Below are 21,331 nucleotides of genomic sequence, written 5' to 3'. Positions count from 1 at the left end.
GAGTTTAAAAACTGAACACTGATTACTGAATTACGGCAACCACTTTTTTTCAAAATTCGGTTTTCTTTTCTCAAGAAAAGCATTTCGGCCTTCTTTAGCTTCTTCGGTCATGTAGGCTAATCTTGTGGCTTCACCGGCAAAAACCTGTTGCCCTACCATTCCGTCATCGGTTAGATTCATGGCAAATTTCAGCATTTTAATAGCCATTGGTGATTTTTGCAAAATTTCCTGTGCCCATTCATATGCCGTATCTTCCAGTTCAGCATGCGGAATCACGGCGTTTACCATTCCCATATCCATCGCATCCTGAGCCGAATAATTGCGCCCCAAGAAGAATATCTCGCGCGCTTTTTTCTGCCCTACCATTTTAGCTAAGTAAGCCGAACCGTATCCACCGTCAAAACTGGTTACATCGGCATCCGTTTGTTTGAAAATAGCGTGTTCTTTACTCGCCAAAGTCAAATCGCAAACCACATGCAAACTGTGTCCTCCGCCTACAGCCCAACCGGGAACTACAGCAATAACTACTTTTGGCATGAATCGGATTAAACGTTGCACTTCTAAGATGTTTAGCCGATGCTGTCCGTCATCGCCCACATATCCTTGATGCCCTCGTGCGTTTTGATCGCCGCCGCTGCAAAAAGAATACACGCCATCTTTAGAAGAAGGCCCTTCAGCAGAAAGTAAAACTACTCCTATTGACGTATCTTCCTGCGCGTCATAAAATGCATTATACAATTCGGCAGTTGTTTTTGGACGGAACGCATTGCGCACATCCGGCCTGTTGAAAGCAATTCTGGCAACGCCATTGCATTTCTTATAAGTAATATCTTCGTATTCTTTAGCAGTGATCCAATCCATTACAATTGATTTAAATTATTTTAGTGTAAAAATAAATCATTTTTTACATTTTATCTATTCTATTTCAATAAGCTTATGGTAATCCTTCTCTGATTAAAGGCTTCAAAATGTTAAAAAACAAGAAAAAATCAGCATTTTAGCAGTTGCCAATTCAAATTATTTTTAATTTTAGAACAAGCTAATCAGATGAATATAAATTCTTTATCTTGATTAATTATTGATTCTTCACTGATTTATTAACCTAAAAAAAGAATGTATTGAATGCAATTAAAAATGTTGTCGCTCCTTTTTCTACGGTAATAACTTATAAAAATATATAGAAAGCCCCGATAAACGAGCTAATGAAACTAGCATTTGCCCCAGCAGTAAAAAATAAAAAGTAACACCTACGGTTAAATAAAGATTTATTTTTTTGTTCTTGCAAAAGTGAGGCATTAATAAACAATTGTTTAGAAAATTATCTTCCAATATATAGAAAACCAACGGCCTTATCGTGAAATTATTTCTTAACTCACAAGCAGGTGATTGTTCATTTAAAGACAAAACTACCCTTTAAAGTATTTACGCTTAAGTTAATATTTTTAAAATAGTATAGAAAATACTATTACTTTTAGAAGCGGATAAAGCTACTTTAAACTTCAAATTAATTTTGATGTTGCCAGAATTTAATATTCTGAAACAGCGTTAAAAAGAGAAAGACTAACCGTTACGATTAGTCTTTCTTTTTTTATTCCTTAACCAAGTAAATTCCGTCTTCCTTGATTTCAATTAATTTCTCCCGGTACAAAGCACCAATGGCTTTCTTGAAGGTTTTCTTACTCATTTTCAAAACCGTTTTAATGTCTTCCGGATGCGAATTATCAGTCAAACGCAAAAAACCTCTACTAGCCCTTAATTCGTCGAGAATTTTTTCTGCATTCGGTTCGATACTTTGATATCCCTGCACCTGCAATGCCACGTCAATTTTATTATCAGGACGAATCGTCTTAATGTATCCTCGCATGCGGTCTCCCGTTCGAATCGCGTCATCATAAACTTCATCTTTGTACATCAAACCTTTGTACTGCTCGTTTATGATTACGTTAATTCCTAATTCAGTGATATGAGAAACAATTAAATCTACCTCTTCACCCTTTTCAACCGTTAGGTGGTCATTTTTTAAAAATTGATTTAATTTACTGGAAGCGACTAAACGATTGGTTTTTTCGTCCATATAAAGGTACACCAAGTAGCGTTTCCCTTTTTCCATAGGACGCGCCTGCTCTTTAAACGGAACCAAAATATCTTTTTCCATTCCCCAATCCATAAAAGCACCAATCTGATTGGTATAATTCACACGTAAAAGCGCAAATTCATTCAATAATATATACGGCTCTAATGTCGTGGCAACGGGTCTCTCTTCGTGGTCCAAATACACAAAAACAATCAACTCCTCGCCTATTTCAAATTCGTTGGGTACGTATTTGTTAGGCAGCAGAATATCATGAATTCCTTCGGGATCTTCTTCTGGATTTCCCAGAAACAAACCCACTTTGGTGTCGCGTAAAATGGTAAGCGTATTGTATTTTCCTATTTCAATCATTTTCTTTCAATTTCTAAAGCGCAAATGTACGAAGTTTGAAAATAGTAAATTAAGAAACGGTCCACAAAAACATAAAGCTCAAATTGAATGGATATTTTCTTTTTTAGGAGCATAATTTTCCGTTGTTTCATCACGAGTTGTCCCGCTGTCCGCAGTATCTTTCCAGTCCTGAACTTGTTTCAGGATCCTGAAATAAGTTCAGGACTGGAAAGGATACTTGCTTCCATCGCGGCTAAATTAGGACGTTTTGTTTTTTAAAATAACAAATCCTTTAAAATTTTGAACGTACTATGAATAAACAATTTCTAAAATCCAATTTGCCTACACTTTCCTTTTCTTTTTTACTAACTTTGAAAAAACTAAAAAAATCCTATTAATGAAACCAACCTCAATTCTTTGTTTATTCCTACTACTATTCATTTCTCATACCAATCACGCACAAACAACAGTTGATGATCCCGAAATAAAAAAAATGGTAGCCGAGGTAAAATCGGAAAATATGGAAGCTACAGTTCGTAAACTCGTATCTTTTGGAACCCGACATACCTTAAGTGACACCAAAAGTAACACACGGGGCATTGGCGCGGCACAACGCTGGGTCAAATCAGAATTTGATAAATATGCTTTAACATCAGGCGGAAGACTGACTTCTGTAATTGATTTTTTCACCATAAAAGCTGATGGTAGACGCATCGCCACCGACAGCCAGTTGGGTAATGTAATGGCAACCTTAAAAGGAACGGATCCTACAGATGATCGTGTCTTAATAATAAGCGGCCATTTAGATTCTCGTGCTTCCGATGTTATGGATTCTAAATCAGATGCGCCTGGCGCTAATGACGATGCTTCTGGAGTAGCCGCAATGATGGAACTTGCCCGAATAATGAGTCAGAGAGAATTCCCTTTTACACTGATTTTTGTGGCAGTAGTTGGTGAAGAGCAAGGATTGTACGGAGCCAAGCATTTAGCTGATGTTGCCAAAGAAGGAAAATGGAATGTAATAGCCATGATTAATAATGATATGATTGGAAACAGTTTATCCAGTGGTACTTTACTCAGAGACAATACTAAAGTTCGTGTTTTCAGTGAAACAATTCCGTTCTTAGAAACGGAAGCCGAATCAAAAATGCGTAAATCGACCAATCGTGATAATGACAGTCCATCGAGACAATTAGCTCGATACATCAAAACGGTTACCAATCAATATGTGGAGCAACTGGATATCAATTTAGTGTATCGCAACGATCGTTTTTTGCGTGGTGGCGATCATACTCCTTTTAGTCAAAATGGATTTACCGCCATTCGTTTTTGTGAAATGAATGAAAACTACGATCACCAACATCAAAACGTTCGAAAAGAAAACAATATCCAGTATGGCGATCTTGCTGAATTTATGGACTTTGAATACATGAAGAAAGTAACGTGTTCTAACTTGGCTACGTTTAGCAATTTGGCTTGGTCTCCAAAAGCGCCAACAAACGTAGGAATTGAAGTAAAAGATTTGACTAATTTTTCTACTTTAGTTTGGACCGCTCCTGAAGGAAAATCGGTTTATGGATACAACATTGTGATCAGAGAAACTTCATCACAACATTGGGAAAAAACAATTTTTGTAAAAGATACAAAAGCCGAAATTCCGTATTCTAAAGACAACTTTTTCTTCGCCGTTCAGGCTGTTGATGCATTAGGACATTCCAGTTTACCGGTTTTCCCCTTGCCAATTCGTTAAACAACAAGAAGATTTTCAACCATTAAAATAATTTTTATATTCACGTTTTTATTAATAAATCTGACTTGATTAATGGTTCAACATAATATTAGACAAAAAAGCGTTTGCTCAGGCAAACGCTTTCTTTATGGGTACCATTTGTAAATTAAGTATAAATGATAAATATGAATGATTCGAAAATAATTAAATTAATTCTTTAAAATATTGCAGTAAAATGCTGTCGTTTTTCAAGGTTGGCGTGAAAATTTCCAAAATACTTGATTTTTCATTTTGAGCATATAAAGCAGTCAAACTTGTTTCTAAACTAGTTTCATCATTGGCGATACTATATTCAAAACCATACATTTTAGCCAAATGTTCGGCGGTGAAACAATGGGAAGTTTCGAAAAATGTATTAAAAACAGGCGTTTCTTCATGTCCGGGTAAAATTCTAAATATTCCTCCTCCACCATTATTTATTAGAATAATCTTGAAGTTTTTTGGAATATAATTGTTCCATAACGCATTGCTATCGTACAAAAATCCAATGTCTCCAGTTATGAAAACGGTTTGTTTATCATTGGCTACAGCCGCACCAATAGCGGTTGAAGTACTTCCATCGATTCCGCTGGTCCCGCGATTGCAATACACTTCAATTGAAGGATCAACAGCTATTAATTGCGCATACCGAATTGCTGAACTATTGCTGATTTGTAATTGACTGTTTTTTGGCAAACACTGCATCACTTTTTCAAAAACTTTAAAATCCGAAAAAGGAATTTTGTTTAAATAAATATCGCTTTTCAGCTTTCGCAACACTTTTACTACGTCGAATTTTTGAAAATAATCGCTTTCTATTGCGTTTGTAAGTGGCAAGAAAGTATCAAAAAACGCATTTGGATCTACTTTAAAATGTTTGGTCAAAGCACCAAAAGTGTCATATGCTCTTAAAGAATCAATATGCCAATGATGTTTGGGTTTGTATTTTCTTAAAAATGCTTTAATTCGTTTAGAAACGACCATTCCTCCAAAAGTGACTAAAATTTCCGGACGAAAATTTTCAAAATCGGCATTCGTAAAAGGTGTAATTATCGTATCTATATTGTTGATAAAAGTAGGATGATGCAAGTTCGAAGTTGTTTCAGTCAAAACTACAACCGATTCGTCTTTTGCAAAAGTGTCAATTATATTTAAATTGATGGCATTTGGTTCATTCACGCCAACCAAAATCATTTTTTTAGTAGAATTGTTCCAAATTGTTGCAAATTCCGAAACGTCTTCGCTGGAAATCGTCTGAATAGAATTTGTGGAAGCGACAACATTTACAGTAACCGAAAGCTCCGAAATGGTTTCATACAACGGCTCTTCAAAAGGCGCATTGATGTGAACAGGACCTTTATGAGTGATAGCCGTATTAATCGCTTCGTTGATTTTTAAATCATTTTCAATTGAAACGTCCTCATGCAAATTAGCGTTAAATAATGAATGGTTTTCGAACACATTTTCCTGCCGAATCGTTTGGCCATCACCAATATCGATTTTGCTTTGCGGTCGATCCGCTGAAATCACTATCAAAGGAATCTGACTGTAAAATGCTTCCGCAAAAGCCGGATAATAATTCAATAAAGCGGAACCGGAAGTACAAACCAAAGCAACTGGTTGTTTGGTTTGTTGTGCAATTCCAAGTGCAAAAAAACCAGCTGCACGTTCATCGGCAATACTGTAACATTGAAAGGCAGGATTATTTACAAAACCTATGGTTAGCGGTGCATTTCGAGAACCCGGAGAAATAATTATTGTGGTGATTCCTTTGGCCAAACAGATTTCAATAATGCTTTGTGCTAAAGGTATTTTGGGGTAAATCATTGTTTTAGTTTCAAAGAAACAAAGATACAAAGATGCAAAGGTTTTTCTCTATTCTTAAATAGTTTTCTTAAATTTGAGGAAAAATAAATTCTTTATGGAAATCAAAATAAGACCGGCTGTTTTTACTGATTTAGATACAATATTGGAAATCATCAATCACCAAATATTAAACAGTACTTCAATTTATGATTATGAGCCACGCGATTTTGAAACCCACAAATTGTGGTTTGAAGACAAACTGGCCAATGATCTACCTGTAATTGTAGCAGAAACTGAAAATGGCGTTATTGGATATGCTACTTATGGAACTTTTCGTCATAAAATAGGTTATCGTTTTACTGTCGAACATTCTGTTTATGTAGCCGAAGAGTTTTTAGGAAAAGGGGTTGGAAAATTATTATTGGCAGAACTTATCCAATTGGCAAAAAAACAAAAATACCACACTATGATTGGCGTTATTGACTCCGAAAATATTGGCAGTATTGCTTTTCATAAAAAATATGGTTTTGAAACCGTTGGCGTTATTAAAGAATCCGGTTATAAATTTGATCGCTGGCTGAGTTCCGTTTTTATGCAGTTGATTTTAGAGTAAATCAATTTGTACTAAAATTTTGTTCGTTTTTTACTCTGTTTGACTTTAAAAAATTTATGACTTTAAGGCTTGAGACTTTATAGTATATTTGCACAACTAAAAATTTCATGGACTACACCTTACTTTCATCGCCCTTACAGGGATTTACAGATTTTCGTTTTAGAAATGCCCAAAACAAGCTTTTTGGAGGAATAGACACTTTTTATTCGCCTTACATCCGTTTGAATGGAAAAATGGTTATAAAACCGTCTTACGAACGTGACCTCCTTCCTGAAAACAATCTTGATTTAGAGGTAATTCCTCAAGTGATAACTAATGATGCCGATGAATTTTTATTTGTGGCCAAATATGTTCAGGAATTGGGTTACAAAGAATTAAACTGGAATTTAGGATGTCCTTATCCGATGGTTACCAAATCTGGAATGGGTTCTGGTCTTATCGCTAATCCTGACAAAATCAACAACATACTTCACAGAGCGCACTCTGAATCAGATATTATAGTGTCTATGAAGATGCGTTTGGGCTACGACAACAGCGAAGAAATTCTGGATGTTTTGCCTATTTTAGATACTTATCCTATTAAAAATATTGCGATTCATGCGCGCATTGGAAAACAACTGTATAAAGGTGGTGTAAATTTGGATGCATTTCAACATTGTGTTGATAACAGCAAGCACAAACTATACTATAATGGTGATATTACATCTGTGGCTAAATTTCATGAAATGCAAGAACGATTCCCAAGCATTGACCACTGGATGATTGGCAGAGGATTAATTTCGGATCCTTTTTTACCAAGCATGATAAAAAACAATACTTCAGAATATCCTGCGAACAAAATGGAATTATTCAGTACGTTTCACGATACTTTGTATGCTATTTATAGTGAATCGCTTTCTGGTTCAACTCATATTTTACTAAAAATGTATCATTTATGGGAATACTTTTCGGCTACGTTTTCGAATCCACATAAAGTTTTGAAAAAAATAAAAAAAGCGCAAAGCATTCGGAATTACGAAGCAGCTGTTGCGGAAATTTTCAAAAATGAAAAGTTTTAAAGAAAAAAACCATTAAGAAATTAAGAAAAATTAAGCTCTGATTCTTAATGTAACTTAATTTCTTAATGGTTAAAATATTTGAATATATTATATAGTTATTCAAATCGCAAAAAAAATGAGATTCTCATTTGACTGAAAATCTCCTTTAATGTATTTACTTTCGAAAAAATTATCGAATTAACTGTATTATTTATGCTTTGATCCAATTCAATACTTCTGGATCTGTTACTAATGTTTTTGGAGAAATCACTTTTTCTAGTTCTCCTTTTTTGTTGATTAGGTATTTTTGAAAATTCCATTCCACACTTGAATCTTGTAATCCATTTTTAGCTTTTTGCGTTAAAAACTGATAAATTGCTGCCATATCATCTCCTTTTACAGAAACTTTGTCCATCATAGGGAAAGTCACACCGTAATTCATTTGGCAGAAAGTGGCAATTTCTTCATTCGTTCCTGGCTCTTGTGAAGCAAAATTATTTGCAGGAAAACCAACAATTACTAATCCTTTGTCTTTGTATTCTTTATAAACTGCTTCAAGATCTTTGTACTGTGGCGTCAATCCACATTTAGAAGCAGTATTCACAATCATAATTTTTTTACCTTTCAAAGAAGCAAAGTCAAAACTGTTTCCTGATAAATCTTCTACTTTAAATTGATAAATGGTTTCTTTAGCTACTAATGGTGTGCTCATATTTGTTTCAGATTTTTGAGGTTGTGCTTGATTTTTACAACTGAACAAGAATAAAGCACAGCTGGCTAGCAATAATATATTTTTCATATTTCTAATTTTTTATAAAAATAGACATTTTTTTGTCTCATTAAATTTTTTTTTTGATAAACACACGTTAAAAAAAGAAACCTGACATTAAGAAAATGCCAGGCTTCCAAACAAATAAACAACAAATCTTTATGTTATATTTAGATCGTGTACGTAATTTTTCCTTTTATAAAAAAAGGTGTTCCCGGTGTTAAGTGAATTTCTTCAACACTTTTTGTTTCATCCTGAAGTCTTGATTCAGTTGCAAATTGTGTTTCGTTCCATTCCGTATTAAAAATATTCTCAACAGCTACCCCAAAATTCAGATTCTTATACTGATAATTAACATTTACATCCGAAACAAAATAGCCTTTGGCAACAATAGAATTATCCTCATTTGCTGGACGGCTTTTTAAATAACGAGACCGAATTCCTCCAGAAAAACCATTTAATTTTTGAAAACTTAAACCTCCTGTTGTTGTAAAATCAGGTGCTAACGGAATGTAATCCTGACCTTTTGATTGACCAATACTTCTTGCATACGTATAATTGGAATCAGCATCAAAATACAACCAATCATTCAGTTGGTAACGCAATCCTAGCTCTGCTCCCATACGTCTTGATTGTCCACTTGGTTCAACTATTCCTGCATCACCTACGAAAACAAATTCCTGCTCTAAATACAAATGCCATAGTGCTGCATTAAGAATCAACTTTGGAAATGGTTTCCAAATAGTACCAACATCAGTTCCTATAGCCGTTGGTAAAATTTGTTTTCCACTGTTTTCAACGACAACTCGGGTGTCATTCGAATGAAATCCCACACCAGATTTTATAAAAAACTGTAAATTGTTGTTTTGCGAATAAATGAAATTCAGTTTTGGAGAAAATTTAAATTTAGATTCAGATTGAGTTTTGTAATTCGCAGTCAACTTGTCTTGATAATTGAATTTAAAATAATCCAATCGTAATGCCGGATTAATCATTAATTTTCCAAAATTAAATTCTGAATTTAAATACAAAAATAAATTAGATTCATCAATATCCCCTAACTTTAAATTTTCTAAAACCGTTCTTCTGTTTAAAGTATGCGAAAGCTCTGTATCTTTCGTGGCATCAGCACGAAAACCTCCGCCAAATTGTAACAAAACATCCACATCATTTAATTTCATTTTTTTATTCAACTCCGTATTCATTCCATAAATATTTCGGTTTTCTTTCTGCTTAATTTGGTCTCCATTAACAGGATCTTCCAGAAAGAACGTAAAATTAGAATACAGTTCAAATTGATAATTCGAATAAAAAGCATTCGCTTTCAAAAATGTATTTTCATCTATGGGTTTGCTCAAACTCACATTGAAATTCGTTCTTGAGGTAATTCCACCTTCAGTGTCATCAACAGCACCAAATCTAGAAATCGTTCCATTATCTATCAACCTTTGTGGTATTTGTCCAGAAGCATCCCATTTGCTGGAAAAGCGAGAAGCCGAGATGGAAAACTTACTGTTATCATTTAAAATAGCAGAATATTTCCCCAATAAATTAATGCGGTTAAAATTCTGGGGTGAATCAAATGGTCCATCTGTTAGTATATATTCTGTTGCTATGTAGGCACTTTGTGTTTTTTGGTTTCCCAAAAGGTTAAACAATCCAACGATTCTAGTTGTATTGAATTGTCCTACTTCTAATCCTACACTACTCTTTCCTATTTTATCTTTCGTTTGGAAGGCAACGTACCCTGCTGTAGCAAAATCCCCTTTGTTAGCATAATACGTTCCTTTTCCAAAATCTATTTTTTCTACTGTTTCCGGAATTACAAAATGTAAATCAGCATAGCCCTGACCGTGTGCATGAGAAACCATATTTACTGGCATCCCGTCTACCGAAATGGCAATATCAGTACCATGATCGATATCAAATCCTCTAAGAAATATTTGCTCTGCTTTGCCACCACCAGCATGTTGCCCAATGAATAATCCCGGTACTTTTCGCAAAATTTCCTGAGAAGAATTTACTGGAGTCGTTTGCAAATCAATTTTTGAAATGACATTCATCGCCGAAAGTTTCGGTTGGATTACAATTTCATTCAATCTAAAAATATCATCTTCCAAAATAATTATGTCTTCCGAAGAAACAATGATGAAATTTGACTTTTTATAACCTAGCGCCGTTATTTTTATAACATCACCCAAAACCGTTTTGTCTAAGCTAAACAATCCAAATTCATTTGTGTGGGCATGACCTTCAGAATTTGTATTCACCAAATAAGCGTTTTCTACAGGATTCCCATCACTATCCAGCACTTTTCCTTTTTGGATTTGGCCATAAGTAGACAAACCAGAAAGGAAAATCATCAATAAAACAATATTTTTCATATCCTATAACTGATTCACTTTTTGATCAAAATTAGGACCTAACTCATACAAACTGGAAAGCAATTCTTCTTTTATAGGTTTGGTTTTGAGCGTTAAATTATTAGACTTGTAAATCACAGCTAAATGGTATTGCACCTTTGGTTCAAATGATTTTCCAACCACATGTTTTTGTGCAATTCGTAATGCTTTTTTATGCTGACCTAAATTTAAATACGACCATGCTAACAAATCATAAGAATCAGCTGTAGGTCTATGATTGACCTCAATTTTTGCAATTTCTAATGCTTTTTTAGCCATTTGTTTGTCATCAGCGAATATCAAAACATTGTACTTGTTATACATTGCTCCATAATTATTATTGTCCATCATCGAGAAATAAGCGTTTTTGTTTTTTATTTCCGCGCTTTTATTTCCTTCAAATTGAGCAATTTGAGATTTTAATAAGTAAAAATCCGGCGTATTGTGAGTTGCTGCAATTGCATCAATAATTCGGTTAGCTTCCTTTGTATTTCTTTCTTTTGAAAAAACAATCCAGGCAATTCCTTTTAAAGCGTAAGAATAATTAGGATCGATCGCTAACGTCTGTAAAAAGCTATTGTACGAATCCTCAATTCTTCCCGCATGACCATAAAAATCACCTAAATTAGAATAAGACCATATTTTTAAGGTCTTATTATCATATTTTTCAGCAATATCTCTGGCTTTTTCCATAAAAGTTATAGCAGTATCCAAGTCGCCTTTATGATCATTCCACTTTGCCAGACGAATTAAATAATCAAAATCAGTCATGTCTCGAATAGCATTCAAGTTTTTGATAGCTTCAGGATAGTTTCCTAACTCCATTTGAACGTCAAAAAGTAATTTTTGAGTTTCTTTTCTTCCTTCGCCTATAACTAAAGATTTATTAGCAAGTACAAGCGCTTCTTTAAAACGATGTTGGGAAATGTAATTTCTTGCCAAAGATCGAATGGTGGAAACTCTTGAGTAATCATATGCTTCATTCGATTTTGTTAATAATTCTTCTGATTTATACAAGTGACTGATATTCCCTGTATATTCAAAAAGAGTACTATAATTAGATGATAATTGACTTAAATAACTGATTTGGTTGGGAGCAGCATCGAATTTTTTTTGCCAAAAATCAATTTCATTTCGTGCAAAACTCAATGATTTATTATCTTTTATTGTCAAATATTTATTATAATCTTCTGTATGCGTAATTTGTTTTGATTTAGTCTCGCAACCGAATATAAATAGGATTGTGAAAACCAAAAATGGGATTATTTTTAAAGTTTTCATACTCTAAGTCTTTTGTTTGTTTGTTTGTTTGTTTGTTTGTTTGTTTTGAAAAAAAAAACAGAGCGAAGATTACCATGTAAACGCTCTGTTTTTTTTAAATAATACTACCAGGCAGTAGCTAAATAAGGGAAAGTTGTTCCAAATGCTTTGTCATTTGCATTCACATTGTCTTTTGTTAGATTAGGATTAGATGCTCCAGTAGAACCTCCAAAAATCAATAACAATTCAACGTCAATTACATCATCTGCCAATGCTCTTCCTGTTAAAACATTTGTTCCATCAAAAAACGTTGTTTTAGCAGTTTTTGATACGTTTAATACGTCTGTAGACAAAAGACCCGTTAACTGAGCTGCAGTTTGTCCTAAAGCATTAGTGGTAAAGCCTGAATTTAAAGCTAATAATCTAGATTGGAAAATAGATTGATATTTAGCTCCCATTGCTGAAGGAATTGCAGCATTAAAATCATCTTTAGGCTGTCCTGAAGCAATGAATACAGTATTAATTGCTGGTCTAGCCATTTGATCTTGCTGTACAAATGTTCCTGAGAAATTAAGATTCGCCTCAGGATTACTGTTTGAATCGTCATTATCACAATTTACGGAAACAACCGCTGCTACTAATGCGATTGCTATAATTTTGAATTTATTTGTTTTATACATGATGTTTGTATTTAAGTTTTTTTGAGAAATCGCTACTCTGCGATTTCATAATTTAAATTTAAAATGTTATTGTTTTTTCTTAGTTTCAGCCCAAACATTTAATTTGCTTGATGTCCCTAACATTGCTTTTGGAACTTCTACGATTAATGACATAACATTAGTTCCTGCAAAAGTATCAACACCTGAACTTTTAAATCCTGTTGCAGTCCCTGCAAGAATTGCCTTAAATTGACCTAAATCAAAGAAAAATGGATCGTCTCTTGGTCCAGCAAAAAATTTCATTCCATTTTTTTCAGCAGTTAATGCTGTAGTACCGTAAGATGTTATTGCTACACTTCCAGAAGCTGCAGCCGTTTTGATGGTACTTGTAGTTCCTGTCGTACCTGGAGCAACTGGTCCAAAGAAGTACATTTTGTCATCTCTTTTGATGGCTTGAATTACCAGATCTTCAATGTTGTCACCATTATTGTCAATATTGATTTCAATCATTACATTTTCATCGAATTTTGCCGCAGCAGTTGCACCGGGACTTAACAACCCTTGTGTGTTTACAGCAAATACTAAATTACTAGTGTTTTGACCTTGAAAAGCATAGACATCAGTAATATCAATTGCACTCCCTGATGCAGTTAATGGAGCATCAATGTGATCCGCAGCTACTAAAATTAAGCCTGAAACCGCCACTAGCGATAGACCTAAAATCATTTTTGTTTTTTTCATTTTGATAAAATTAAAAGTTTATACGATCATTTACGGGTAAGTATTCGATTTGGTTTTATAAAACATAAAAAAAAATGAATGTTTTTATCAAAATATTGATAAACAATGCCTTACAAGTTAAAAAAAAAGTATTTTTTTTAACTTAAAATTTATTTTAATGTTGGTAATCATTAAATATGTCATTTGTAAATAAGAATGTATAAGTTTGTATTCGTTAAATAATAAGATATGAGTCAGGAAGAATTATTAGTATTAATTTATAAGAAAGACGAGAGAGCTTTTACACATCTATATGATATGTATTCTAAAAGTTTATTTTCGGTTATAAATGTTCTTGTAAAAAACAGAGAAGAAGCCGAAGATGTACTTCAGGATGTATTTGTCAAAATCTGGAAAAACATTGATTCCTATCATGAAAGCAAGGGACGATTCTACACTTGGATTCTGAATATTGCCCGAAATACTTCGATCGACAAACTGCGTTCTAAAAATTTTAATAACAGTCAAAAAAACCTTTCTACTGATAATTTCGTAAATCATTTTGAAGACAGTTCTAAACTGGTTGACAAAGTGGATACTATAGGTTTACAGGATTTTGTAAAAAGGCTGAAACCAAAATGTATTCAAATAATTGATTTACTGTTTTTTAAAGGTTATACCCAACAGGAAGCTTCGGATGAATTGGCAATTCCTTTGGGAACAGTAAAAACACAAAATAGGAATTGTATTAATGACTTAAGAAATTATTTGAAAGTATAATGGAAACAAAAGAATATATAGAATCAGGAATCCTGGAACTCTATGTTTACGGTTTACTTAATGAAACCGAAAACGCAGAAGTGAGTACCATGGCAAAAAACAGTCCGGAAATACATGCGGAAATTATCGCTATTGAAAAAGCCATTATTGCTTTATCGTCAAGCTTTTCACCGTTTCATTCTGTTGCGAATTATGAAAAAATTAAAGCTAAACTGGAACTCAAACATGCTGAAATCATACAATTAGAACCTAACAAGAACAGGTCTCAATATATTGGATGGGCAGCGGCTGTGTTGTTATTAGTTGGTATTGGCTACCAATACGACCAACTGAACCAAACCTCGACACAAGTAGCTACTACTGAAATTGAGAAAGCTAAATTAGAGAAAGAATTTAATTTCTTAAAATTAAAAAATACGGCTAATGAAACGAGTTTAGCGGTTGTAAGAGACACAAAAAACACAGTCGTAGCTCTTGGAGGACAGGCAGTTGCTCCTGAATCTTCAGCGAAAGTGTACTGGAATCAAGATACTAAAGTAGTTTATATTGACGCTGCTGGTTTACCAGAACCACCTGAGGGAATGGTCTACCAGGTTTGGGCATTAAAATTAAGCCCGTTGACTCCTACCAGTATTGGATTATTAGAAGATTTTGATGCAAATGAACAAAAATTATTTGCGGTAAATAATGCTAATGAAGCTGAAGCTTTTGGAATTACACTTGAACCTAAAGGTGGAAGTTTAACTCCTACGATGGAACAATTATATACACTGGGAAAAGTATAAATAACCTATTTTTCTAATTAAAACAAAAAAGGTTCAACTACAAAGTTGAACCTTTTTTGTTTTAATTAGAAAAATATTATTTCTTATAATACTTCTTATATTTTGGATAGGAAATAGCTCCAAATAAAGTTATTACCCCTAATGAATACCATATCCAATTCAAAGAATGTGCTTCGCCACTTGCGTAAGAATGTAATCCAACTAAGTGAAAATTCACACCATAGTACGTAAACAAAATGGATATAAAAGCAAACATGCTCATCAAATTAAAAATCCATTTTCCTCGTAAAGAAGGAACAAATCGAGCATGAATTACAAAAGCATAGACCATAATACTGATTAAGGCCCAAGTTTCTTTTGGATCCCATCCCCAATAACGTCCCCAACTTTCATTAGCCCATTGTCCTCCAAGAAAGTTTCCAATAGTTAACATAATTAAACCGACTGTTAACGCTAATTCATTAATATAAGTGATTTCCTGAATATTCAAATCCATTTTGGCTTTGTTTTTTTCATTGGTAAACAAAATCAATAATAATGAAACTGCTCCTAAAATCATTCCTAACGCAAACGGTCCATAACTTGCCACAATAACCGCCACGTGAATCATTAACCAATACGAATTCAGTACCGGTTGTAAATTTGCAATTTCCGGGTCAATCCAGTTCATGTAGGCCGCAGCCAAAATCATGGCGGTTACAAATGCTGATGAAGCTATAGTAAGTTTTGATTTTCTGTCGAAAGCCAAACCAAAAAACATCGTTGCCCAAGCTACATAAATGATAGATTCATACGCGTTGCTCCAAGGCGCATGGCCCGAAATATACCATCTTGCAATTAATCCAAAAGTGTGCAATGCAAATAACGCAATCACGACAATATGCATAAAATTAACTAAATAGTTCAGGGCTTTTCTTTCTTTAAAGATTTGTAAAATCGTAAAAAACAACATCAAAATCGACGCAAAAATATACCAGTACGGTAATTTCTTAAAAACATCATATTTGTTATACAACACCTCTGAAGTGATTTTTTCATCACTTGGTCTTACTTTGCTACCAAATCGTTTTTGGAAACCATTAATACTTTCCAGCAACTCATCGGCTGTTTTGTAATCATTAGATTCTGAAGCGTTTGCCAAAGACCCAAAATACAAAGGCAGTACATTTTTAGTATAGGTCGCTTCCATTCCTTTGAAACCTGCTTCATTGAGTTCTAAATAAGAAACCCATTTGTTATTTTTATCATCCGGAATTGGGAAAATTTTCAATATTCTACCACTTAACGCAGATTCCATTAGATTTACTTTTTTATCTGTTTCGATAAAATCTTTTTCAAACTGATTAGGATTTGCAGCTTTAAATGCTTCTTCTAAATATTTAGAAAGCTTGTAATTTCCTTTAGCATCAAAGAAAGCCACAAAAGGAGCAAATTCTGCTTTCTTGTCGACTCCAATAATTTTTCGAATACTATCATTCCCGCTTTTGATATAAATAATTGGGATTTCAATCCAATAACTCGCGTATTGTGTCATGGACAAAAACACTTGGTCAGAATTCATTCCGTTATAAGAATCATCATGACTTACTTTTCGCAATAATTCTGATGAAAACGTATTAATCGGTTTCATCCTACCGCCACCATCTTGAATTACCAGTCTACCAAATTTTGCCGCATGTGTTTCAGGCACTTTATACTTAATAATCAAAGCATTTAGTTCATCCTGACTCAGTACTTTTTTGGTGTGATTCGCATGCGTTGCTGGTGCAGCTTCAGCCTCCGTATGCGCATGTCCTTCATGATCATCGTGATTGTGTTCTTGCTCTTGTGCAAAGCTATTGAAACCGAACAGCAATATTAAAATCGTTAATAATTTAGCTTTCTTAATTTTGACCACTTCCAATTTGCGTTTGACATCCGCAAAACGAGAATATTTGGTAAACATAATCGCCATCATTGCAAAATACAACATAAAATAACCAATATAAGTCAGCGTTGTTCCCCAAAAATCATGGTTTACGGACAAAACCGTTCCTTTTTCATCAGGATCAAAACTAGATTGAAAAAAACGAAATCCTTTGTGGTCTAATACATTATTCATATAAATTCTGGCATCAAATTGTTCTTTATCCTCCACAGTCACTTTACTTTCAAACGAAGAATAACTTTTCTCCGTTCCAGGATATTTCTGTGCGATAAAATCATTCAATTTTATCTTAAAAGGCAATACATACGCTTTACTTCCGTAGAAAAAAGTATAATCAATTTTTCCAATTTTAACTGTTTTAGCTTCTCCAACTTTACCTTTGGAACCTAAAACGGTAACTGTTTGTTGTTTACCTTCGGCCATAACTTTTACAGTAATTGCATCTTCATGGCTTTTCGCTTTAAAATCATTATCCGATTCATAATCAACAATTCCCTTGACCGCGGGATCTGGAAATACAAATCGCATTTCACCTATGCTGTATAACGAACGCATCATCAATGGTTGCGCATTATCCTTAGTTACTTTACCCTCTAATTTATCAGCCATTCTCATAAAATTACCTTCAAAAGGCGTTTGGATTGTATACGCAGTTCCGGTAGTATTGATGTTTATCGCGCCGTCTGTAAATTTATTTAAAGAAAATAATACGTTGTGAATGTTTTGTACTTCGCCATCTTTCAAGAAATGCTCGTGGCGCCCGCCATCGCCAGCTTCTACAATTTTCAAAAACACAGTACCTGTACGATCTGGTTTGATGTATTCTTTAGCTCCCATGATAAAATTTTCATATTCTACCTCAAATGGAGTATCGGCAAACTTTCCTGAAATGCTAAAATCATTATTTGTTGCCGGAGACAAAAGAACTTGTTTTTCAAAAACCCTGCGTTTCATTTCGCCTTTAAATTCACCGTCTACAAAAACAGTTAGAAAGGTTTTATCTGAAAATATCTGATTTTCCGAAGCGCCTTCTCGAATGGGCATCATCCCTTCATAACTGATGTAACGCGTTACAAAAGCACCCGCAATAATGAAGATAAAAGACAAGTGAAGCAACAATGTAGCCCATTTTTCTTTTTTTAAGAGTTGGTAACGCTTGATATTTCCAATGAAATTGATAACGAAAAACACGTGAATGGCTTCAAACCACCAGGCATTGTAAATTAAAATTTTTGCGGTATCGGTATTGTATTTACTTTCGATAAAAGTTCCGGTAGCCATGGCAACGGCGTAAGAAATAAATAAAAAGGCCATTAAACGTGTAGAAAACAAAAAAGAAAATATTTTTTTATCCATTTTTATGGGATTATGTTTTGTAAAAGTGCCACAAAAGTACTTAAAAATGTTGACTTCTATATTCTGACATTTGTTAATTTAATCCAAAATTAAGAATGAATATCAAACCCTAAAAAGGCTCTTTACAAGGCTAAAGTCATTTATTTACCCTTGTCAATTTCGAATAAAACTCTTAATATTTTTTTGCTAATTTTGTCCCATGGTCAAAGTAGTAATTATTGGTTCCGGTAACGTAGCGCAACATTTGATTGCCGCTTTTCAAAATGCTCAAATTCTGGGGTCGGAAATCGAGTTAATACAGGTGTATTCCAGACAAACTGGAAGTGTTTCACACTTGATCGGTTTGGAACAGATTACAAATAATTTAGATACTTTGGCGGAAGCTGATTTATATATTATTTGCGTATCGGATGATGTGATTGCAGCGCTTTCTTCACAACTTCCGTTTAAAAATCGTTTGGTGGTGCATACTTCAGGAAGTGTTCCGTTGAATGTTTTGAATGAAGACAATCGTAAAGGGGTTTTTTATCCTTTGCAAACCTTTACCAAAAACAAACCTGTAGATTTCAAAATGATCCCAATTTGCTTAGAAAGTGAAAATGCTTCTGATTATCAATTATTGGATAAAGTAGCCAAATCAATTTCTGAAAAAATTTTCGCAATAAATTCAGACCAACGCAAAGCGTTGCATGTTGCAGCCGTATTTGTCAATAATTTTACGAATCATTTGTACCAAATAGGTCAGGAAATTTGCCAGGAACATCAGGTTCCTTTCGAAATTCTGAAACCTTTAATCGCTGAAACCGCAAATAAAATAATGGTGCTTTCTCCCGAAGAAGCGCAAACTGGTCCTGCAAAACGCAATGATACTGCAACTATTGAAGCACATGAAGCTTTTTTATCACAGGCGAATCATTTAAATATTTATAAAACACTAACACAATCAATATTAGAGAATGGCAAAAAGTTATAAAGAAATAATGAACGACATCACTACATTTATTTTTGATGTTGATGGCGTACTAACCGATAGCTCTGTTTTTGTAACCAATGAGGGAGAAATTTTGCGTACGATGAACATTCGCGATGGCTATGCGATGAAAGCTGCCATTGAAAGCGGTTATAAGGTGTGTATTATTTCGGGCGGAAGCAATGAAGGTGTTCGGGTCAGACTCCGAAATCTTGGTATCACAGATATTTATTTGGGCACACCCGATAAAGTGGAAACCTTTGATGAATATACAGATGTTTACCAAATAAATCCAGCACATGTTTTGTACATGGGCGATGATATTCCTGATTATCATGTAATGAAATTAGTGGGATTACCAACTTGTCCTCAAGACTCAAGTCCAGAAATCAAAGCCATTTGTAGCTATATTTCACATAAAAATGGTGGAAAAGGCGCTGTGAGAGACGTAATAGAGCAAGTTATGAAAGCACAAGGAAAATGGATGGCTTATTTTGACGGGAAACACGATTAGTAGTATTATAAAACTTAAATTATAAATTTCAAATAAAATCTGTGGTTCCATTTCTAAAACTAATCCGATACCAAAACCTGCTAATGCTCGCTTTTATGCAGCTTATTTTTAGGTACGGATTTTTTAAAATTCAAAATATTCCTCTGGCATTAGCGGATTGGCAATATGGCTTATTAGTTTTATCAACCGTTTTGATTGCTGGTGGTGGGTATATCATTAATAATATTTTTGATCAAAACACGGATGCAATCAACAAACCCAATACCGTTGTCATAGGCAAAAGCATTTCGGAAACGCAAGCATATAATTTATACGTTGGACTTACTGCAACGGGCGTGGCGATTGGTTTCTATTTATCAAATGTTATAGCTAAACCAGGTTTTTCCTCTATATTTATTCTGATTGCAGCGACACTCTATTTGTATGCCACAAGTCTGAAACAAATGATGATCATTGGTAACGTTATTATTGCATTGTTGCTTTCTTTTAGTGTGATCATCATTGGTATTTTTGATTTATATCCCGCCACAGGAATAGACAATCAACAGCAAATGGGATTGTTTTTTTCTATATTATTAGATTACGCCATTTTTGCTTTTATGATTAATCTGCTTCGGGAAATTGTAAAAGATATTGAAGATACAGATGGTGATTACAACCAAGGAATGAACACCTTACCCATTGCAATAGGAAAATCCAGAACTGGAAAAATAGTTTTTGGATTGAGTTTTATTCCACTTTTTTTTATTTTATTTTATATTAATAAATACTTGTTCGAATTACTATTCGTTACAGTATATCTGTTGCTTTTTGTTGTGGGTCCGTTGATTTTTTTTACTGTAAAAATGTGGTCGGCTACATCAAAAAAAGAGTTGCACATTTTGAGTGTACTTTTAAAATGGATTCTGCTTTTTGGAATTCTGTCCATTATTATTATCAGTTTAAATATAAAATATAATGCTTAGAAATAAATTAAAAAAATACATTTTAATTCTGGCTTCGGGTTCACCGAGACGCCAGCAATTTTTTAAAGATTTAGACTTAGATTTTGAAATTCGATTGAAAGAAATCGAAGAAATTTATCCGCCGGAATTAAAAGCTCATGAAATCACTAATTATTTGGCTGAACTGAAAGCCAGCGCTTATGAAGGAGAATTAAATCCGAATGAAATTCTGATTACCAGCGACACTATTGTCTGGCACAATGACAAAGCTTTGGGTAAACCAAAAGACGAACAAGATGCTTTTGAAATTTTGAAATCTTTATCGAATGCTACTCATGAAGTCATCACTTCTGTTTGTTTTAAAACCAATAAAAAAATCGAAATTTTACACGAAGTAACAAAAGTCACTTTCAATGAATTAAGTGAGGAATCTATTCGTTATTACTTAGAAAATTTCAAACCATATGATAAAGCGGGTTCGTATGGCATTCAGGAATGGATTGGTTTTATAGGTGTTTCAAAAATTGAAGGTTCTTATGCTAATGTGATGGGAATGCCAACGGATAAAGTGTACGAATATTTAAATAATTTAGCTTAGT

The 21,331-nt window shown here is 34.0% G+C and carries 18 protein-coding genes; 9 read left to right on the top strand and 9 right to left on the bottom strand.

Annotated features, from left to right (window positions below; genetic code table 11):
- Nucleotides 1–30: 30 nt before the first annotated feature.
- Together ACP7AQ_RS03915 and ACP7AQ_RS03910 are read right to left on the bottom strand one after the other, a co-directional pair.
- Nucleotides 31–861, bottom strand: a complete 831-nt coding sequence (locus tag ACP7AQ_RS03915; RefSeq protein ID WP_091170323.1) for a 1,4-dihydroxy-2-naphthoyl-CoA synthase — start codon at nt 859–861, stop codon at nt 31–33.
- Between the two features lie 727 nt (nt 862–1,588).
- Complete coding sequence (locus tag ACP7AQ_RS03910; protein WP_426094480.1) at nt 1,589–2,443, bottom strand: CvfB family protein; 855 nt, start codon at nt 2,441–2,443, stop codon at nt 1,589–1,591.
- A gap of 376 nt (nt 2,444–2,819) precedes the next feature.
- On the opposite strand from ACP7AQ_RS03910, the gene ACP7AQ_RS03905 reads away from it, so the two are divergent.
- Nucleotides 2,820–4,172 carry a M28 family metallopeptidase gene (locus ACP7AQ_RS03905; protein WP_426063130.1) on the top strand — a complete coding sequence of 451 codons (1,353 nt, stop codon included), beginning with the start codon at nt 2,820–2,822 and terminating at the stop codon, nt 4,170–4,172.
- A 183-nt stretch (nt 4,173–4,355) separates the two neighbouring features.
- Here ACP7AQ_RS03905 and menD read toward each other — a convergent pair whose 3' ends face one another.
- Complete coding sequence (gene menD / locus ACP7AQ_RS03900; protein WP_426094479.1) at nt 4,356–6,017, bottom strand: 2-succinyl-5-enolpyruvyl-6-hydroxy-3-cyclohexene-1-carboxylic-acid synthase; 1,662 nt, start codon at nt 6,015–6,017, stop codon at nt 4,356–4,358.
- A gap of 94 nt (nt 6,018–6,111) precedes the next feature.
- Between menD and ACP7AQ_RS03895 the strand changes: the two genes are divergently transcribed.
- Both ACP7AQ_RS03895 and ACP7AQ_RS03890 read left to right on the top strand, forming a co-directional pair.
- Nucleotides 6,112–6,609 carry a GNAT family N-acetyltransferase gene (locus tag ACP7AQ_RS03895; RefSeq protein ID WP_426094478.1) on the top strand — a complete coding sequence of 166 codons (498 nt, stop codon included), beginning with the start codon at nt 6,112–6,114 and terminating at the stop codon, nt 6,607–6,609.
- Nucleotides 6,610–6,716: 107 nt separating this feature from the next.
- Complete coding sequence (locus ACP7AQ_RS03890) at nt 6,717–7,667, top strand: tRNA dihydrouridine synthase (protein ID WP_426094477.1); 951 nt, start codon at nt 6,717–6,719, stop codon at nt 7,665–7,667.
- A 190-nt stretch (nt 7,668–7,857) separates the two neighbouring features.
- On the opposite strand, the gene ACP7AQ_RS03885 is transcribed toward ACP7AQ_RS03890, so the two are convergent.
- The 5 genes from ACP7AQ_RS03885 to ACP7AQ_RS03865 all read right to left on the bottom strand — a co-directional run bounded on the left by ACP7AQ_RS03885 (nt 7,858) and on the right by ACP7AQ_RS03865 (nt 13,477).
- On the bottom strand, nt 7,858–8,445 hold the full coding sequence (locus ACP7AQ_RS03885) for a glutathione peroxidase (RefSeq protein WP_426094476.1): 588 nt from the start codon (nt 8,443–8,445) through the stop codon (nt 7,858–7,860).
- A 140-nt stretch (nt 8,446–8,585) separates the two neighbouring features.
- Nucleotides 8,586–10,799: a TonB-dependent receptor gene (locus tag ACP7AQ_RS03880; RefSeq protein ID WP_426094475.1), complete on the bottom strand. Its 2,214-nt coding sequence runs from the start codon at nt 10,797–10,799 to the stop codon at nt 8,586–8,588.
- A 3-nt stretch (nt 10,800–10,802) separates the two neighbouring features.
- Nucleotides 10,803–12,098 (bottom strand): tetratricopeptide repeat protein, encoded by a 1,296-nt coding sequence (locus tag ACP7AQ_RS03875; protein ID WP_426094474.1) that lies wholly within the window; start codon nt 12,096–12,098, stop codon nt 10,803–10,805.
- 104 nt (nt 12,099–12,202) lie between these two features.
- Nucleotides 12,203–12,757: a DUF4331 family protein gene (locus ACP7AQ_RS03870; RefSeq protein WP_426063137.1), complete on the bottom strand. Its 555-nt coding sequence runs from the start codon at nt 12,755–12,757 to the stop codon at nt 12,203–12,205.
- Between the two features lie 66 nt (nt 12,758–12,823).
- Complete coding sequence (locus tag ACP7AQ_RS03865; protein ID WP_426063138.1) at nt 12,824–13,477, bottom strand: DUF4331 family protein; 654 nt, start codon at nt 13,475–13,477, stop codon at nt 12,824–12,826.
- A 228-nt stretch (nt 13,478–13,705) separates the two neighbouring features.
- On the opposite strand from ACP7AQ_RS03865, the gene ACP7AQ_RS03860 reads away from it, so the two are divergent.
- Complete coding sequence (locus ACP7AQ_RS03860; protein WP_426063139.1) at nt 13,706–14,236, top strand: RNA polymerase sigma factor; 531 nt, start codon at nt 13,706–13,708, stop codon at nt 14,234–14,236.
- On the top strand, nt 14,236–15,021 hold the full coding sequence (locus ACP7AQ_RS03855; protein ID WP_426063140.1) for an anti-sigma factor: 786 nt from the start codon (nt 14,236–14,238) through the stop codon (nt 15,019–15,021). The genes ACP7AQ_RS03860 and ACP7AQ_RS03855 overlap by 1 nt, the downstream gene beginning before the upstream one ends.
- Before the next feature lie 76 nt (nt 15,022–15,097).
- Here ACP7AQ_RS03855 and ccsA read toward each other — a convergent pair whose 3' ends face one another.
- Nucleotides 15,098–18,304 carry a cytochrome c biogenesis protein CcsA gene (gene ccsA / locus ACP7AQ_RS03850; RefSeq protein WP_426094473.1) on the bottom strand — a complete coding sequence of 1,069 codons (3,207 nt, stop codon included), beginning with the start codon at nt 18,302–18,304 and terminating at the stop codon, nt 15,098–15,100.
- A gap of 199 nt (nt 18,305–18,503) precedes the next feature.
- On the opposite strand from ccsA, the gene ACP7AQ_RS03845 reads away from it, so the two are divergent.
- From ACP7AQ_RS03845 to ACP7AQ_RS03830, 4 genes are all read left to right on the top strand, one after another.
- Nucleotides 18,504–19,277, top strand: a complete 774-nt coding sequence (locus ACP7AQ_RS03845; protein WP_426094472.1) for a Rossmann-like and DUF2520 domain-containing protein — start codon at nt 18,504–18,506, stop codon at nt 19,275–19,277.
- Nucleotides 19,261–19,788 carry a KdsC family phosphatase gene (locus ACP7AQ_RS03840; RefSeq protein ID WP_426092283.1) on the top strand — a complete coding sequence of 176 codons (528 nt, stop codon included), beginning with the start codon at nt 19,261–19,263 and terminating at the stop codon, nt 19,786–19,788. The genes ACP7AQ_RS03845 and ACP7AQ_RS03840 overlap by 17 nt, the downstream gene beginning before the upstream one ends.
- Before the next feature lie 95 nt (nt 19,789–19,883).
- Nucleotides 19,884–20,753, top strand: a complete 870-nt coding sequence (locus ACP7AQ_RS03835; protein ID WP_426094471.1) for a geranylgeranylglycerol-phosphate geranylgeranyltransferase — start codon at nt 19,884–19,886, stop codon at nt 20,751–20,753.
- Nucleotides 20,746–21,330 carry a Maf-like protein gene (locus ACP7AQ_RS03830; protein WP_426094470.1) on the top strand — a complete coding sequence of 195 codons (585 nt, stop codon included), beginning with the start codon at nt 20,746–20,748 and terminating at the stop codon, nt 21,328–21,330. The genes ACP7AQ_RS03835 and ACP7AQ_RS03830 overlap by 8 nt, the downstream gene beginning before the upstream one ends.
- Nucleotide 21,331: the final 1 nt, after the last annotated feature.

This window comes from Flavobacterium sp. DSR2-3-3 (assembly GCF_049896585.1).
Lineage (GTDB): Bacteria > Bacteroidota > Bacteroidia > Flavobacteriales > Flavobacteriaceae > Flavobacterium.
The sequence above is the reverse complement of the archived record's forward strand: the minus strand, read 5'-3'. Positions and strand labels throughout refer to the sequence as shown.

Bases quoted from the DNA above. Each gene is read 5' to 3' on its own strand.
- ACP7AQ_RS03915 (WP_091170323.1), bottom strand. From the start codon at position 861: ATGGATTGGATCACTGCTAAAGAATACGAAGATATTACTTATAAGAAA.
- ACP7AQ_RS03910 (WP_426094480.1), bottom strand. From the start codon at position 2,443: ATGATTGAAATAGGAAAATACAATACGCTTACCATTTTACGCGACACC.
- ACP7AQ_RS03905 (WP_426063130.1), top strand. From the start codon at position 2,820: ATGAAACCAACCTCAATTCTTTGTTTATTCCTACTACTATTCATTTCT.
- menD (WP_426094479.1), bottom strand. From the start codon at position 6,017: ATGATTTACCCCAAAATACCTTTAGCACAAAGCATTATTGAAATCTGT.
- ACP7AQ_RS03895 (WP_426094478.1), top strand. From the start codon at position 6,112: ATGGAAATCAAAATAAGACCGGCTGTTTTTACTGATTTAGATACAATA.
- ACP7AQ_RS03890 (WP_426094477.1), top strand. From the start codon at position 6,717: ATGGACTACACCTTACTTTCATCGCCCTTACAGGGATTTACAGATTTT.
- ACP7AQ_RS03885 (WP_426094476.1), bottom strand. From the start codon at position 8,445: ATGAAAAATATATTATTGCTAGCCAGCTGTGCTTTATTCTTGTTCAGT.
- ACP7AQ_RS03880 (WP_426094475.1), bottom strand. From the start codon at position 10,799: ATGAAAAATATTGTTTTATTGATGATTTTCCTTTCTGGTTTGTCTACT.
- ACP7AQ_RS03875 (WP_426094474.1), bottom strand. From the start codon at position 12,098: ATGAAAACTTTAAAAATAATCCCATTTTTGGTTTTCACAATCCTATTT.
- ACP7AQ_RS03870 (WP_426063137.1), bottom strand. From the start codon at position 12,757: ATGTATAAAACAAATAAATTCAAAATTATAGCAATCGCATTAGTAGCA.
- ACP7AQ_RS03865 (WP_426063138.1), bottom strand. From the start codon at position 13,477: ATGAAAAAAACAAAAATGATTTTAGGTCTATCGCTAGTGGCGGTTTCA.
- ACP7AQ_RS03860 (WP_426063139.1), top strand. From the start codon at position 13,706: ATGAGTCAGGAAGAATTATTAGTATTAATTTATAAGAAAGACGAGAGA.
- ACP7AQ_RS03855 (WP_426063140.1), top strand. From the start codon at position 14,236: ATGGAAACAAAAGAATATATAGAATCAGGAATCCTGGAACTCTATGTT.
- ccsA (WP_426094473.1), bottom strand. From the start codon at position 18,304: ATGGATAAAAAAATATTTTCTTTTTTGTTTTCTACACGTTTAATGGCC.
- ACP7AQ_RS03845 (WP_426094472.1), top strand. From the start codon at position 18,504: ATGGTCAAAGTAGTAATTATTGGTTCCGGTAACGTAGCGCAACATTTG.
- ACP7AQ_RS03840 (WP_426092283.1), top strand. From the start codon at position 19,261: ATGGCAAAAAGTTATAAAGAAATAATGAACGACATCACTACATTTATT.
- ACP7AQ_RS03835 (WP_426094471.1), top strand. From the start codon at position 19,884: ATGCAGCTTATTTTTAGGTACGGATTTTTTAAAATTCAAAATATTCCT.
- ACP7AQ_RS03830 (WP_426094470.1), top strand. From the start codon at position 20,746: ATGCTTAGAAATAAATTAAAAAAATACATTTTAATTCTGGCTTCGGGT.